The sequence below is a fragment of the Pseudonocardia wallangbongensis genome (assembly GCF_054486945.1).
The window spans coordinates 1-14,095 of sequence record NZ_JBRERS010000013.1; the positions used below are offsets into that span (position 1 = coordinate 1).

Annotated in this window: 14 protein-coding genes; 8 read left to right on the top strand and 6 right to left on the bottom strand. The window is 72.8% G+C overall.

The genetic code is table 11. The features are described 5' to 3' along the window. Positions 1-543 precede the first annotated feature (543 nt). Positions 544-1,059 carry an SRPBCC family protein gene (locus ACU436_RS33915; protein WP_459031146.1) on the bottom strand — a complete coding sequence of 172 codons (516 nt, stop codon included), beginning with the start codon at positions 1,057-1,059 and terminating at the stop codon, positions 544-546. A 111-nt stretch (positions 1,060-1,170) separates the two neighbouring features. On the opposite strand from ACU436_RS33915, the gene ACU436_RS33920 reads away from it, so the two are divergent. From ACU436_RS33920 to ACU436_RS33930, 3 genes are all read left to right on the top strand, one after another. Continuing rightward, positions 1,171-1,824: a TetR/AcrR family transcriptional regulator gene (locus ACU436_RS33920; RefSeq protein WP_459031147.1), complete on the top strand. Its 654-nt coding sequence runs from the start codon at positions 1,171-1,173 to the stop codon at positions 1,822-1,824. 66 nt (positions 1,825-1,890) lie between these two features. Then, a complete protein-coding gene (locus tag ACU436_RS33925) occupies positions 1,891-2,850 on the top strand; it encodes a cation diffusion facilitator family transporter (protein ID WP_459031148.1) in 960 nt (319 codons plus the stop codon). A gap of 64 nt (positions 2,851-2,914) precedes the next feature. Then, positions 2,915-3,901 (top strand): hypothetical protein, encoded by a 987-nt coding sequence (locus ACU436_RS33930; protein WP_459031150.1) that lies wholly within the window; start codon positions 2,915-2,917, stop codon positions 3,899-3,901. A gap of 4 nt (positions 3,902-3,905) precedes the next feature. Here the strand turns inward: ACU436_RS33930 and ACU436_RS33935 are convergent, their stop codons facing one another. After that, the gene (locus ACU436_RS33935) at positions 3,906-4,664 is read right to left on the bottom strand and encodes an ArsR/SmtB family transcription factor (RefSeq protein WP_459031151.1); all 759 of its coding nucleotides are present in this window, start codon (positions 4,662-4,664) and stop codon (positions 3,906-3,908) included. Between the two features lie 64 nt (positions 4,665-4,728). Here ACU436_RS33935 and ACU436_RS33940 point away from each other — a divergent pair, with 64 nt between their 5' ends. Further along, positions 4,729-6,087, top strand: a complete 1,359-nt coding sequence (locus tag ACU436_RS33940) for an MFS transporter (protein WP_459031152.1) — start codon at positions 4,729-4,731, stop codon at positions 6,085-6,087. Here ACU436_RS33940 and ACU436_RS33945 read toward each other — a convergent pair. Genes ACU436_RS33945 through ACU436_RS33955 form a run of 3 tightly spaced genes read right to left on the bottom strand, consistent with a single transcriptional unit; the run spans position 6,050 to position 9,260 of the window. After that, positions 6,050-6,919, bottom strand: a complete 870-nt coding sequence (locus ACU436_RS33945; RefSeq protein ID WP_459031153.1) for a fumarylacetoacetate hydrolase family protein — start codon at positions 6,917-6,919, stop codon at positions 6,050-6,052. The two genes, ACU436_RS33940 and ACU436_RS33945, sit on opposite strands and share 38 nt — an antisense overlap. Further along, on the bottom strand, positions 6,916-8,001 hold the full coding sequence (locus ACU436_RS33950) for a cupin domain-containing protein (protein WP_459031154.1): 1,086 nt from the start codon (positions 7,999-8,001) through the stop codon (positions 6,916-6,918). The genes ACU436_RS33945 and ACU436_RS33950 overlap by 4 nt, the downstream gene beginning before the upstream one ends. Next, positions 7,998-9,260, bottom strand: coding sequence for an FAD-dependent oxidoreductase (locus tag ACU436_RS33955; RefSeq protein WP_459031155.1), 1,263 nt, complete (start codon positions 9,258-9,260; stop codon positions 7,998-8,000). The genes ACU436_RS33950 and ACU436_RS33955 overlap by 4 nt, the downstream gene beginning before the upstream one ends. Before the next feature lie 59 nt (positions 9,261-9,319). Here ACU436_RS33955 and ACU436_RS33960 point away from each other — a divergent pair, with 59 nt between their 5' ends. Then, positions 9,320-10,138: an IclR family transcriptional regulator gene (locus ACU436_RS33960; RefSeq protein ID WP_459031156.1), complete on the top strand. Its 819-nt coding sequence runs from the start codon at positions 9,320-9,322 to the stop codon at positions 10,136-10,138. Here the strand turns inward: ACU436_RS33960 and ACU436_RS33965 are convergent. Beyond that, positions 10,087-11,046, bottom strand: coding sequence for an ABC transporter substrate-binding protein (locus ACU436_RS33965; RefSeq protein ID WP_459031157.1), 960 nt, complete (start codon positions 11,044-11,046; stop codon positions 10,087-10,089). The genes ACU436_RS33960 and ACU436_RS33965 overlap by 52 nt on opposite strands. Positions 11,047-12,176: 1,130 nt before the next feature. On the opposite strand from ACU436_RS33965, the gene ACU436_RS33970 reads away from it, so the two are divergent. The 3 genes from ACU436_RS33970 to kdpA are packed head-to-tail and all read left to right on the top strand — an operon-like array spanning position 12,177 to position 14,094. Further along, entirely contained in the window at positions 12,177-12,344 is a 168-nt protein-coding gene (locus ACU436_RS33970) for a hypothetical protein (RefSeq protein ID WP_459031158.1), read from the top strand. Beyond that, positions 12,341-12,430, top strand: coding sequence for a K(+)-transporting ATPase subunit F (kdpF, locus tag ACU436_RS33975; RefSeq protein ID WP_345610795.1), 90 nt, complete (start codon positions 12,341-12,343; stop codon positions 12,428-12,430). The genes ACU436_RS33970 and kdpF overlap by 4 nt, the downstream gene beginning before the upstream one ends. Then, positions 12,430-14,094, top strand: a complete 1,665-nt coding sequence (gene kdpA, locus ACU436_RS33980; protein WP_459031159.1) for a potassium-transporting ATPase subunit KdpA — start codon at positions 12,430-12,432, stop codon at positions 14,092-14,094. Before kdpF ends, kdpA begins: the two co-directional genes overlap by 1 nt. Position 14,095 lies beyond the last annotated feature (1 nt).

Genomic DNA, 14,095 nt, shown 5'->3' on the forward strand with positions numbered 1-14,095 from the left:
AGGAAGCGGCATTCGGCGGCGGCGATGTGCCCGGCCAACCCCAACAACTCCGATTCCAGATCATCGGTGCTCATCCCGTCCATCGGGGCGGCGAGCGGAATGATCGTGGCAGTGGACATGGGGAGCCTCCTGAGTTCGGATTGTTGTTGAACCCAAGGATGGCATCGGGGTCCGACAATTCCGCGTTCCGCGGAACGCGGTGGATGGCAACGATCTTGTGGTGATGTCCGGCGCCGTTTCGGGACCACAGGATAGTTGCGTGGGCACCCGGCCGAGGATGAAGTCGGGAACGGGCGTGCCGGACAGGCGGGGACGGCTGCCGGGGCGCCTACGGTATTCGGTAGTGCTCCCAACCCGGCCACCCCCCGCACGCGAGGATCGACGCGAACGGGACGGCCGCGCGCGAAACCCCGGCGGGGGTCGAGGGGCATCGATTCCCGAGGCGACCGGGCTCGCCCACGCGAGAAAGATCGAATATCGGTGACCGCACTCCGTGATCATGTGGAAGACCTCACCCGTGGTTCTCGCGGCCTTCATGCGACCTCAGCGGCTCGGGATCGGTGCGCCGGCGGGCATGCCGGCGGCCACGTAGCCGTCGTAGTGCGGCTGCCACGGTTCGGCTGTGGCGCTGTGGGGGCCGTCGGCCAGCGCGCCGGAGACGTGCTTGTCGAGTTCGGCGAGGCAGACCGTCCAGCCTGCGGCGGTGCGCGCGGCCGAGTCGCGCGCTTCCAGCACGTTGACGAACGTCAGCGTGGATCCGCCGGTGCCGGTGGGCTCCAGCCGGAAGTGCAGTTCGTCGGTGCCCCACGTGTAGGAGAGCCGGTGCGGCGGGTCGAACGCGAGGATCGTGCCCGACCTCGGGTCGATGTTGGGGTCGTCGGTGAAGTCGATGGTTCCTCCGGCGTGAGGCTCCAGGGAGACCTTCGCGGGGAACCAGTGGGTGAGCTCGCCCGGATCGGTGATCGCCGTCCAGACGCGCTCCGGCCCGTGCGCGTAGGTGCGCTCGAACCGCACCGCGGGCCGGCCGTCGAAGTCGATGAAGTTGCCGTGGTCTGTCATGGCCACGAGCATGCCGCGATGGTTATATAGCTGTCAAGGCACGTACGGCGGTCCCGTCCCCGCGCCCCCACCGACAGGTCAGGGAGAACTTTCTTCGGCAGAATGCCGTGGGTGACCACGAGCAGGGGGCGCCGGGCTCCGGCTCCGCACGAGCGGCAGCGCGACCCGGAGCGCACGAAGGCGCGCATCCTGGAGGCCGCCACCGCGGAGTTCGCGGCCAAGGGGTTCGCCGGGGCCCGGGTGTCCGAGATCGCCGCGCGGGCCGGGGTGAACCAGCAGCTCATCGCGTACTACTTCGACGGCAAGGAAGGCCTGTACCGCGAGATGGGCCGGCGGTGGCGCGCGTTCGAGGCGGAGGCCATTCCCGACGAGCTGCCGATCGCCGAGTTCGTGGCGAGGTACGTGCGCGCGAGCGTCGAGAACCTGGGTGGGCGCCTGCTGGCCTGGGACGGCCTCGCCGACACCGGTGAGGACGACCCGAACGCCGAGGAGGCGCGGGAGCGCAACGCGCGTCTGCGGCACGAGGTCGAGGCGATCCGGCAGCGTCAGCGGGCGGGCGAGATCGACGACCGGTTCGACCCGGCCGTGCTGCACCTCATCACGCTGAGCGCGGCCAACGCCCTGGCCGTCTACCCGCACCTGGCCCGCGGCCTGTTCGGCGCCGACGCGAGCTCGCCCGAGCTCGTCGAGCGCTACGCCGAGCAACTCGCCTTGCTGATCAGCAGTGTCGAAAACACCGGAAGTGCACCTGCGGAAAAGGATTGAGTGCAAGGTTCTTGCATCATCGCGATTTCCTTGCGAACTGTCGCGGGCTGCTGGAGATTCGGGGCCGTGAAATCGCACGGTCACGGTCACGGCCACGGCCACGCCGACTCGATCGACGCGGCGCTCGCGGCGAGTGCTGAGGGCGTTCGCGCGCTGAAGATCAGCCTGCTCGTGCTCGGGGTCACGGCGCTGGCGCAGCTGGCGGTCGTGCTGGTGTCCGGCTCCACGGCGCTCCTGGCCGATACGATCCACAACTTCTCCGACGCGTTGACGGCGGTGCCGCTGTGGATCGCGTTCGTGCTCGGCCGCCGCGCGGCCACGCGCCGCTACACCTACGGTTACGGGCGTGCCGAGGACCTCGCCGGGGTCTTCATCCTGGCGATGATCGCGCTGTCCGCCGCGGTCGCGGGGTACGAGTCGATCCAGCGGCTCGTGGAGCCGCGGCCGCTCGAGAACGTCGGGTTCGTGCTCGCGGCGGGGCTGATCGGTTTCGTCGGCAACGAGGTCGTCGCGGTCCACCGCATCCGGGTGGGGCGGCGCATCGGGTCGGCGGCGCTGGTGGCCGACGGCCTGCACGCCCGCACCGACGGGTTCACCTCGCTCGCGGTGGTCGGGGCCGCGCTCGGTGTCCTCGCCGGGTTCCCGCTCGCCGACCCGATCGTCGGGTTGCTGATCACGGTCGCGATCCTCGTGGTGCTGCGCGGCGCGGCCGTCGACATCTACCGCCGGCTCATGGACGCCGTCGACCCCGGCCTCGTCGACACGGCGGAGGCCGCCGTCCGCGCCGTCCCGGGCGTCGTGGCGGTGGAAGAGCTGCGGCTGCGCTGGTCGGGGCACCGGGTGCGCGCGGAGGTCGGGATCGCGGTCGACGCCGGCCTGGGCGTCGTGGCGGGGCACGACATCGCCACCGCCGTCCGGCACGGGCTGCTGCACGAGGTGCCCAGGCTGGTCGCGGCCACCGTGCACGTCGGGCCGGCGCTGGGCGGGGGTTCTCCCCACCCCCGGGACGCCGGTGCGCTCCAGTGATCTTCTGGCTCGGTCGAACCAGCATTGGCTCCGGTCGAACTGGTCGCTTCAGCTGGGGGATCCCTTGTCCATCACCGTCTCCGAGGTCCGGTCGTGGCACCGGCCGCTCATGATCATGGCGGCCGCGATGGCCTGCCTGGTCGTCGTCGCGGGCGTCGGTCTCGTCGTCGACGATCGCGAGCTCATCAACGAGTCGATCTGGGCGAAGCCGTTCAAGTTCGGGGTGTCGTTCGTCCTGTACGGCGTGACGCTCGCCTGGATGCTGCCGAAGCTGCGCAGGGCGCGGCGGACGATGTGGACCCTCGGCACCGTCTTCGCGGTCACCGGCCTCGTCGACGTCGGGTTCATCGCTCTCCAGGCTGCCCGGGGCACGTTCAGCCACTTCAACACCAACACCGACCCCGTCAACGTGATCGGCCAGCAGATCTTCATGTCCGGGGTGCTCGGATTGTTCGGGGCGAGCCTGGTGATCGCCGTGATGCTGCTGTTCCAACAGGTCGGCGAGCGGGCACTCACCTGGTCGCTGCGTGCCGGGATCGGGCTGGCCGTCATCGGGATGGGCGTGGCGTTCTTCATCGCCGGCTCCGGCGGGGAGCGGACGGTCGAGGACGCCTACGGCCGGCCGGTCACGCTGGGGGGCGCGCACGGCGTCGGCGCGCCCGACGGTGCCGGCATGCCGATCACGAACTGGAGCACCCAGGGCGGCGACCTGCGCGTCCCGCACTTCATCGGCCTGCACGCCATCCAGGTCTTCGTGCTCGCCGTGCTGGTGCTCACCGCCCTCGCGACCCGCGTGGCGTGGCTGCGGAGCGAGCGCGTGCGCGCGCAGCTGACCGGGGTCGTCATCCTGGGTTACGCGGGGATCTTCGGCACCACCGCCTGGCAGGCCCTGCGCGGCCAGTCGCTCGTGCACCCCGACGCCGCCACCTGGACCGCGTTCGGCGCGACGGTGGCCGTGACCGCGTTGCTGGCGGCGCTGACGATCGCGGCCGCCCGCCGCCGTGTCCCGTCCCGGGGCCGGCACGCGCGGCAGCTCGTGCACGCCGCCTGAGCGATCAGACCGCGATCCCCAGCTCGTCGTGGAGTGCGCGGGCGCCGTTCTCGGTGAGGTCGAGGACCCGGCGCCTGCGGGTCGTGGTGACCCAGCCGCGGTCGACGAGCGCCGTGAGCAGGGCCGCGCCGAGCCGCCCGCCGAGGTGGTGGCGCTGCTCGCTCCAGTCGAGGCAGAAGCGCAGCAGGGGCCGCCGGGACGGCTGGGCCCGGAGCCCGTCGAGATCGACGCCGAGCGCGCCCAGCACGGGTGCCGCCTCCGGGCCGAGCAGGTAGGGGTGGGTGGGCAGCGGCTTGGAGAGGGCGTCGCCGTCGCGGCGGCGGGTGTCGGGCACGCCGTCGGTGGTCTCGAGGGCGCCGCGGGCGACGAGCGCGGCCGTCACCTCGACGCCGGTGCGGCCCGCGAGGTGGTCGTAGCAGGTGCGGGCCTCGCGCAGCGCCGCGGCGCGGGTGTGCTGGCGCAGGGACCGGATCGGCTGGGCGGGCGCGAGCGTGGCGAGCGCTTCGAGCGCCTCCGCGACCTCGCTGCGGGCGAGCCGGTGGTAGCGGTGCCGTCCGGACCGCTCGACGACGACGAGGTCCGCCTCGCGCAGCTGGGCCAGGTGGCCGCTGGTCGCCGACGGCGAGACCCCCGCCTCCTCCGCGAGCACGGACGCGGCGAGCGACCGTCCGTCGGCCAGCGCCATGAGGATGCGCGCCCGGGCGGGATCGCCGAAGAGCCGTGCGACCGCCGCGACGTCGCGCTCACCGCGGACATGGGTCATGCCACCAGTGTCGCGCGGCGACACTTCGGGCGCCGCTGAACTGTCGGCGGGCGAACCTGGGCCCATGGCCGTGCTCGCGACGATGTGCGTCGGAATGTTCCTGGTGCTGCTCGACGTCACCGTCGTCAACGTCGCGCTCCCGTCGATCGCGACCGCGCTGGGGGCCTACCCCGCCGCCACGCAGTGGATCGTCGACGCCTACGCCGTCTCCCTCGCCGCCCTGCTCCTGACCGGCGGCACGGTCGGCGACCGGATCGGGCACCGCCGCGTGGTGCTCGCCGGGCTCGGGGTCTTCGGGGTGGCGTCGGCGGCCTGCGGGCTGGCGACCGGGCCCGGCATGCTCATCGCGGCCCGTGCCGCGCAGGGCGTCGGTGCGGCCCTGCTGCTGCCCGGCAGCCTCGCGGTGATCACCGAGGCATTCCCGGACCGTGCGGCGCGGGCCAGGGCCCTCGGGATCTGGGCGGGCGTGTCGTCGCTCGCGTTGCCCGCCGGGCCGTTGCTCGGCGGGTTCCTGGTGGCGGCCGGCGGCTGGCGGCTGGTCTTCCTGGCGAGCGTCCCCGTGGTGCTCGCGGCGCTCGTCGCCGTCCCGCGGCTGGTCCCCGCGGGTACCGCGCGGCCCGGACGCGGCGGCGACGGCCCGGGCGCCGCGCTGGCCGCGGTCGGCCTGGCGGCCGCGGTGTTCACCGTCATCGACGCGGGCGAGCACGGGTTCCGGCCGCTGACGGTCGCAGGCCTGGTCGTGGCGCTGGTCTGCGGGGCCGGGTTCGTGGTGCGCGAGCGGCACGCGGGCGCCCCGATGCTGCCGCTCGATCTGCTGCGCCGGCCCGCGTTCGTCGGGCCGAACCTCGCGGCCGGTTCGATGAACCTCGTCGTCAACGGGTCGCTCTTCGTCACGACGCTTCACCTGCAGGGCGTCCAGCACCGGGGGCCGGTCGCCGCGGGCGTCGCGCTGCTGCCGATGTTCGTGCCGCTGGCGTTCCTCGCACCGGTCGCCGGGCGGCTGGCCGCCCGGTTCGGCCCCCGCCCGCCGCTCGTCATCGGGGCGCTGGTCGCCGCGCTCGGCGCCGCCGGCTTCGCGCTGGTCGAGCCGGAGAGCGGCTACCTGGCGCTGCTGCCGGCGCTCGCCGGGATCGGGATCGGTGCGGGCCTGTTCACCGCCCCGGTGGTGACGGCCGCGATGTCGGCCGTGCCCCCGGAGCGGTCCGGGCTGGCCAGCGGCATCAACAACACCGCCCGGCAGACCGGCACGGCCCTCGGCGTCGCGGTCTTCGGCGCCGTGGCGGGAGCGCCTACTGCGCCCGTCGCGTTCGTCCACGGCGTGCACGTGCTGGCCGGGCTCGGTGCGGCCGCCTGGCTCGCGGTGGCCGGGATGGTCGCCGGATCGGTCAGGCGATCGTCACCGACATCGACCCGATCCGGCTGATCGTCATCTCCAGCCGCTCGCCCGCGGCGATCGGCCCGACGCCGGGCGGGGCGCCGGTGAACAGCACGTCGCCCGGCAGGAGCGGCATCACCGACGACGCGTAGGCGACGATCGCGGGCACCGGCGTGAGCATGTCGCGGGTGTTCACCGCCTGCCGGACGGTGCCCGCGCACGTCAGGCGGATGTCCAGGTCCGAACCGTCCCCGATCTCGTCGGTGGTGACGATCCACGGGCCCAGCGGGCTGAACCCGTCGTAGCTCTTGCGGCGGGAGCGGTCGGCGGCGCTCCGGACGGTCATGTCGAGGCCGGCGGTGAACCCGAGCACCGCGTCCATGGCCTTCTCGACCGGGATGTCCTTCCCACCGCTGCCGATCACCACGACCAGCTCGGACTCGTGGTGCACCTCGTGCCCGGCGGCCACCGCGCCGGGCGGGAGCGCGACGGTGGCGCCCGGGCCGACGATCGACGACGGCGACTTGAGGAACACGTCGAAGTTCATCATCCACGACTCGACGCCGCCGAGCGTGCGTTCCTGGACCTCGTGCATCTCGGTGACGTGCTCGCCGTAGTTCATCGCCGCGGCAACCACCTTCGACGGCCCGAGCACCGGGGCCCGCAGGGCGACGTCGGCCACCGGCCGCGCCGGGCCGGTCTCGGCCGCGGCGCGGAGCGCCCCGGAGAGCGTCGCGAAGTCCCGGCACAGGCCGCGCCACCAGCCCGCGGTGAGCGGGTCGGGATCGTGCGGGCCGGGCAGGGCGTCCGTGACGTCGACGATCCCGTCCTCGGGGGTGACGACCCCCAGCCGGTTGTCGTCGAAGAGGGCGAGCTTCACGAGTTCTCCCGGGGGGTGAACACGGACGTGACGGTCTGGCCGGCCGGGAGCGTCTCCTCCCGGTAGAGGCCGAGCGCGCGCAGCACCGGCGCGTCGGAGAGCACGAACAGCTCCGCCTGCCCGTCCGACGCGTGCTCGGCGGCCGCCCACGACGGCACGGCGAACATGTCGCCCGGTCCCCAGTCGAAGCGCTGCCCCTCGATCACGGACGAGCCGTGGCCCGCGAACACGACGTGCACGGCGCCGCCGGTGCGCCGCACCGGCAGGCTGCGTCCACGGATCCGCTGTGCCGAGCACGCGAGGGTGGGCATGACGCTCGCACCGGTCTCCGGGTCGGCGTACTCGACCGACAGCAGCGGCTCGTCCGACGCCGCGGCCAACCGGTCGAGCTGCGCGGCGGTGTCGGCCCAGCGGTACACCATCAGCTTCGAGTGGGCCGGGCTGAGCGCGCCGGTCACGGCCCCGTCGGCGTAGCGGGTGCCACCGGCGTAGGCGCGTTCCGAGGCGTTGTGCTCGGCGGGCTCCGGCTGGCTGTCCCCGGGGCCGGGGTAGGGCTCGAAGAAGATGCTGTCGAGGGCGGCGACCATCGGCAGGTCTAGTCCGTCGAACCAGAACATCTCCCCGTCGCCGCTGTTGACGTGGTCGTGCCAGTTCATCGACGGTGTGAGCACGAGGTCGCCGGGGTGCATGTCGCAGGCGTCGCCGTCGACGGTGGTGTAGACGCCCTCGCCCTCCAGGACGAACCGGATGGCGCCGGGGGAGTGGCGGTGGGCGGGCGCGGTCTCGTGCGGGCCGAGGCACTGCAGCGCGCCCCACAGCGTGCCGACGGCGTAGGGGAGGCCGTCGATCCCGGGGTTGCGCAGGCTGAGCACGCGCCGCTCGCCGCCACGCTCCACCGGCACCAGCTGGATCGCGCGGCGGGCGAGGGGCTTCATCGTGGCGGCCGACCAGAGCCACGGCACGGCCCGCGGCCGCGGGGTCGGGGTGAGCAGCTGCTCGGTGATCGTCCACAAGGGCTGGAGGTCGACGGCGTCGAGGTCGCGGTAGAGCTCCTCCAGCCGGGTCTCCACGTGGGTGGTCATCGCGATCCCTCCATCTCGAGCGGTGGTGTGCCGACACCGAAGCGTCGCACGCTCTCCAGCAGTGACACACGCCTGATGTAGGCCCGTGCCCGCACCGGATCGGTGGCGATCGCCCGCATCTCGTCCCGGTTCCGGTGGCGCACGGCGTCGTCGGTCTCGCGCAGCCGATCGGTGTTGCGTTGAGTGTCGGCCTGCACGTACTCCACCGCCACCGTGCGGCGCACCCGGTCGTACGCGGCCAGCTCGGCCTCGGCGTCGGTGGCCGGGTCGGCGGCGATGCGCGCGAGTCGGCGCGCCGCGTCCATCGCGTCGTGGATGCCCGAGTTGAGCCCCACCCCGCCGATCGGGGAGTTGATGTGGGCGGCGTCGCCGGCGAGCAGCACCGGACCCACCCGGAACGCCGCGGCCACCCGCTGGTGCACGCCGTAGACCTGGTGGTCGATCACGGGGTAGCCGGCCGGGTAGGGGGCGACGCCCTGCAGCTCCTGCTGCAGCCGCTCGGGGTCGCTCGCCTCGTCCGCGGAGCAGGTGGCGGGCACCGGCCACAGCACCCGCCACGACTCGGGCGTGCGCAGGATGAACAGCCACTCCTCGGGATCGGCGACGTAGTTGACGTGGCCGAGGTCCGGCAGGAGCTCCTGCAGGTCGACGGGCGTGCTGGTGATCGCGAACCGCTCCGGGTAGGTGAACCCGTCGAACGCCACGCGGAGGGCCGAGCGCACCGTGCTGCGCGGCCCGTCCGCGCCGATGACGTAGGACGCGCGGATCTCGTCCGCGCCGTCCGGGCCGCTCACGGCGAGGCGGGCCCCGTCGCGCTCGATCTCGAGGCCGGTCAGGCGGGTGCCGAACCGCATCCGCACCCGGTCGTCGCCTTCGAGTCGCTCGGCGAGCATGCGGACGAGGTGCTGCTGGTTGAGCTGCAGCCGGTGCGGGTAGCGCGTCTCGTCGGCGAGCAGGCCGAAGTCGAACTCCGCGATCAACCCGTCGCGGCGGTCGCGGAACTGGAATGTGGGGACGACCAGGCCTTCGGCGTGCATGCGGTCGGTGATCCCGATCGTCTCGAGCAGCTCCAGCGTGGCGGCGTGGAACGTGCTCGCCCGCCAGTCCGGCTGCGGGCTCGGCGAGAGCTCGACGAGGACGACGGGCAGGTCGGCGGCTGCCAGCGCGGCCGCGGCCGTCATGCCGACGGGGCCGGCACCGATCACGGCGATCGGCCGGTCCCGGCTCACCGGCGCGGCGGTTGCGGAGTGCCAGGTCATGCACCCGAGGCTAGAGGGAAATTCCATCAGCCGAGAAGTCTGTCGGCTAGAGTTCCGGCATGCCGAACGAGCAACTCGGTCCGACCACCACGTCGGTCGACAACGCGCTTCGGCTGCTGGAGCTGGTCGGCGAGCGCCAGGCGTTGCGGGTGGCCGAAGCCGCCGAGCTGCTGGGGGTCGCCCGGTCCACCGCACACCGGTTGCTCACGGCGCTGCGGCGGCGCGGGTTCGTGATGCAGGACCGGCCGAACGGGGCGTACCGGCCCGGGCCCGCGCTCGTGGAGATCGGGCTCGCCGCCGTCAACAAGATCGACATCCGGCGGGTGGCCCGGCCGGTCCTCGACGAGCTGCGCGAGGAGACGCGGGAGACGGTCAGCCTCGCCGTGCTGGAAGGAACCACGATCCGGTTCGTCGACTGCGCGGAGAGCCCGCGCTCGGTGCGCGTCGGCAACCGCACCGGGGTGGTCCGCCCCGCGCACGCCTCCGCCGTCGGCAAGGCGATCCTCGCCGGGTTGCCGGACGCCGACCTCCATCGGCGCTACCCCGACGAGACCCTCCCGGCTGCCACGACGGACGCGGCGCTCACCGACCGCGCCACCCTTTGGGCCGAGATCACCCGGATCCGCGCGGAGGGGTACGCGCTGAACTGGGAGGAGTCGACCGAGGGGGTCTGCGCCGTCGCGGCCGCCCTGCGCAACACGGCTGGCCAGCCGCTCGCCGGCCTCGGCGTCGCCGCGCCGAGCAGCCGGATGGGCGATCCCGACGCCATCCGCGCGTTCGCCCCCGCGGTGCTGCGCGGCGCCGAGCTGGTGCACGAGCGGCTGCGCTATCCCACGACGGCCGCGTCCAGGTCGACGGGCGCGTCGATCAGCCCGTAGTCGACCATCAACCCCATCACCAGCTCCAACGACGCGCGGTCGGTCGTGCCACGCCACAGGTTGATCCGCACCCGCTCGGCCAGCGCGGGATCCGTCTCGCTGATGCGCGGCAGTGCCTCGCGGAACGCCGCAGGATCGGCGGCGACGGCGTCCCCGGTGGCCTTGACCGCGCGCTGGAAGCCCCGCACCAGCTCCGGCTGGGACGCCACCAGCTCGCGGTTCATGAGGTAGGTGCCGATCTGCAGGCCGGGACGCAGATCCGTGTACGGGCGGGCGATGATGCGCAGGCCGCGGTCCTCGGCGACCGTGATGAACGGCTCGATGAGCATGCCCGCGGCGACGTCGCCGCGCTCCACGGCGGCCGCCATCTCCGGGAAGGGGATCTCCACGAACTGCACCGCGTCGTGCGTCAGGCCGGCCTGCTGCAGCTCGTTGCCGAGCACGATCTCGTTGATGTTCTGCAGGCTGTTGACGGCGACCCGTTGGCCCGCGAGGTCGGCGATGCCCTGGGCCGGGCTGCCCTGAGGCACCATCAGGGCGGAGAAGTCCTGGGCGGGGTCCTCCGACGTACTCGTCCCGGCCGCCACCATCTGGATCGGCAGGCCCTGCTCGATCGCGATGAGGCCGGACACGATGTTCGAGCCCGCGGCGTCGAGGTCGCCGCTCACGAGCTGCGGGATCACCGTCGCCCCGCCGGCCGAGGACGAGATCTCCAGGTCGATGCCGTTGTCGGTGAAGAAGCCCTGCTCGTCCCCGTAGGTGAGGAAGTAGAGCGGTGCGCCCGCGGTCTCGGCGATCCGCAAGGTCGTCAGGCCATCCGCGCCCTGCTCGGGCCCCGAGCCGCCGGAGCAGGAGGTCGTGAGCAGTACGGCCGCGGCGACGATGCCGAGCCAGTGTCCGGTCTGCACCTGGTCGTCCTCCCTCGGGCGGCGGGCGAGGGGACGGTAACCCCGGTGACGCGCAGGGCACTATCGCTAAACAGCGAGTTCCGTTATGTCGAATCTTCCCGAGGCGCACCTGCGACTTGCATGATCAGGTCGACCTCATGGGGAGGGTGTTGCCGAATCGGCCACGGCGGTGTTCGGCGATCAAGGGGAGATGGTCGCTAGTCGATCTTCAACAGCGACCACGATCCCTTGATCGCCGCCCTGACCTGCCGTTATCGGGTGTACATTGTCGTTGCTGCGACTATGGACAACCGATACCGCTGATCACGGGCCGCTGCTCGGCGGCTGGATCTGGCAACAGCCTCTGGGTGCAGTTCATGTCCCGGCCGTCCCTGGCTGTCACGCACGCCGGTCCCGACGAGACCGTCGCTGCCGGGTGCGCGCGGACCAGCCGGTGGTCCCGTCCCCACCCGCATCACGGCTGCGGCGAGAGCCGGGGTGCGTTCCGCGGAACCGCTCCGCGCGTGGGCCCACCGGCTCGACATCGAGTCACTGCGCCCCGGGCAACTCGACCGCGGAGCCCCGGGACGGCACGTAGCTCTGGGCGGGTGGTCGGTGCTGCGTTCGGGACCACCGGACAGTGGCGTAGGCAACCGACAGCGACGGTCTCGTCCACCAGCGGGCGTGCCCCCACGTCGGGGACGGCCGCCCACGCCACCCCGGGGAACGGTAGTGACCCCAACCCAGCCACCACCCCGACGAAGGGAGACCGCCGCAACCCAGGTGCCGGCCACGACCACCGAGACAGACCCGGAGGGCATCCCGTCCCGAGGTGACCGGGCCCGCCCACGAGAGCCGAACCGCGGCGAGGCCCCAGGCGGCCGCCCCCTGCGACGGGTGACGACGGCCCTACCGCAGGCCCTGCGACCGCACTCCGTCGACCACGTCACATCCCGCGCTCGGTCGTCGAGCGGCCGCGCCGGCCATCCACGGTGACCGCGCGGGATCGGGCCCGCATCGCCTCGACTCGTCAACATCCTCGATGCGGCCGTGAATGCACCGATCCGTTGATCATGCAGCCCTGGGGCGCGGGAGCGGCCAGCGGAGCCGGAAAGTCGGGATGAGCCGCAGCACACCGCCGTTAGGAAGCCGTGAAGGTCGCGGCCGCCGCCCCGCCACCGGTCGCATCCTTGCAGCCGTCGCGCCCAAGGGGGACGCGGCGGAGGAGGACCGGAATGGCCGACCTGGCCTACGCGCTGCTGCTGATCGGCGGCTTCGCCCTGCTGCTCGTGATGATGCGGGGGTTGCAGCGGCTGTGATCGTCGAGAACGTGATCGGCGGGCTGCTCGCGGCCGCGCTGATCGTCTACCTGGTCGTCGCGCTCGTCCGGCCGGAGCGGTTCTGATGTCCGCGACGACGGCCGGGCTGGCGCAGCTCGGCGTTCTCCTGCTGCTCCTCGCGGTGGTGTACGTGCCGTTGGGGAACCACCTGGCGGCCGTCTACACGGATGGCGGGCACTGGCGGGTGGAGCGGGCCGTGTACCGCGTGGTCGGCGTGGACCCCGACGCCGAGCAGCGCTGGACGGGGTACGCCACCGCGTTGCTGGCGTTCTCGTTCCTGTCGATCGTGCTGCTCTACCTGCTGCAGCGGCTGCAGGGGCTGCTCCCGCTCGGCCTCGACCGGGGCCCGGTCGATCCCGGCATCGCGTTCAACACCGCGGTGTCGTTCGTGACGAACACGAACTGGCAGTCCTACGTGCCCGAGACGGTCATGGGGCACCTCGTGCAGATGGCCGGCCTGACCGTGCAGAACTTCGTGTCGGCCGCGGTCGGGATGGGGGTGGCGGCGGCGCTTCAGCGCGGGTTCGTCCGCGCCTCGAGCGACCGGATCGGCAACTTCTGGGTCGACCTCGTCCGCGGCACCTTCCGGGTGCTGCTGCCGATCTCGTTCGTCGCGGCGATCGCGCTGGTGGCCCTCGGCGTGACGATGAGCCTGCGGGCCGGCGTCGACGTCACCGGCGTGGACGGGGCGCAGAACACGATCGCGCTCGCGCCTGCCGCCTCGCAGGAGGCGATCAAGGAGCTGGGCACGAACGGCGGCGGCATCTGGGGCGGCAACTCCGCGCACCCCTTCGAGAACCCGAACGGGATCAGCAACCTGCTGGAGATCTTCATGATCCTGGTGATCCCGGTGTGCTTCACGCGCGCGTTCGGCGTGATGGTGCGCGACACCCGGCAGGGCGGCGTCCTGCTCGCGGTGATGGGCGTCCTGTGGGGCGGCCTGCTCGCGGTCGCCTGGTGGGCGGAGACCCACCCCAACGGACCGGCGACGCTGCTGGCCGGGGCGGCGACGGAGGGCAAGGAGGTCCGCTTCGGCATCCCGTCGTCGGTGCTCTTCGCCGTCTCCACGACCGGCACCTCGACGGGGGCGGTGAACTCGCTGCACGACAGCTACACCGGCCTCGGTGGTGGCGTCGTCCTGCTGAACATGCTGCTCGGCGAGGTCGCGCCGGGCGGGGTCGGCGCCGGCCTGTACGGGATCCTCGTGCTCGCGGTCATCGCCGTGTTCCTCGCGGGGCTGATGGTCGGGCGCACCCCGGAGTACCTGGGCAAGAAGCTCGGCCGCGCGCAGGTGACGGCCGCGGCGATCTCGCTGCTGGCGATGCCCACGGTGGTCCTGATCGGCGCGGGAGCCGCGCTCGCGCAACCGGGCGAGCTCGAGTCCGCGCTGGCGAACACCGGCGAGCACGGGCTGTCGGAGGTGCTCTACGCGTACGCCTCGACCGGCAACAACAACGGCAGCGCCTTCGCCGGGCTGACGGTGACGAGCCCGTTCTTCCAGTCCACCCTCGCGCTCGCCATGCTCTTCGGCCGGTTCGTGCCGATCCTGGCCGTGCTCGCGCTGGCCGGCTCGCTCGCCGCGCAGAAGCGCGTCGAACCCGGCGCCGGGACGTTCCCGACGAACGGGCCGCTCTTCGGCGTGCTCGTCGGCGGCACGGTCGTCCTCGTCGCCGCCCTCACCTTCTTCCCTGCTCTGGCTCTCGGGCCCATCGCGGAGGCACTCGCGTGAG

Bases quoted from the DNA above. Each gene is read 5' to 3' on its own strand.
- ACU436_RS33915 (WP_459031146.1), bottom strand. From the start codon at position 1,059: ATGACAGACCACGGCAACTTCATCGACTTCGACGGCCGGCCCGCGGTG.
- ACU436_RS33935 (WP_459031151.1), bottom strand. From the start codon at position 4,664: ATGACCCATGTCCGCGGTGAGCGCGACGTCGCGGCGGTCGCACGGCTC.
- ACU436_RS33940 (WP_459031152.1), top strand. From the start codon at position 4,729: ATGGCCGTGCTCGCGACGATGTGCGTCGGAATGTTCCTGGTGCTGCTC.
- ACU436_RS33950 (WP_459031154.1), bottom strand. From the start codon at position 8,001: ATGACCACCCACGTGGAGACCCGGCTGGAGGAGCTCTACCGCGACCTC.
- ACU436_RS33955 (WP_459031155.1), bottom strand. From the start codon at position 9,260: ATGACCTGGCACTCCGCAACCGCCGCGCCGGTGAGCCGGGACCGGCCG.
- ACU436_RS33960 (WP_459031156.1), top strand. From the start codon at position 9,320: ATGCCGAACGAGCAACTCGGTCCGACCACCACGTCGGTCGACAACGCG.
- kdpA (WP_459031159.1), top strand. From the start codon at position 12,430: ATGTCCGCGACGACGGCCGGGCTGGCGCAGCTCGGCGTTCTCCTGCTG.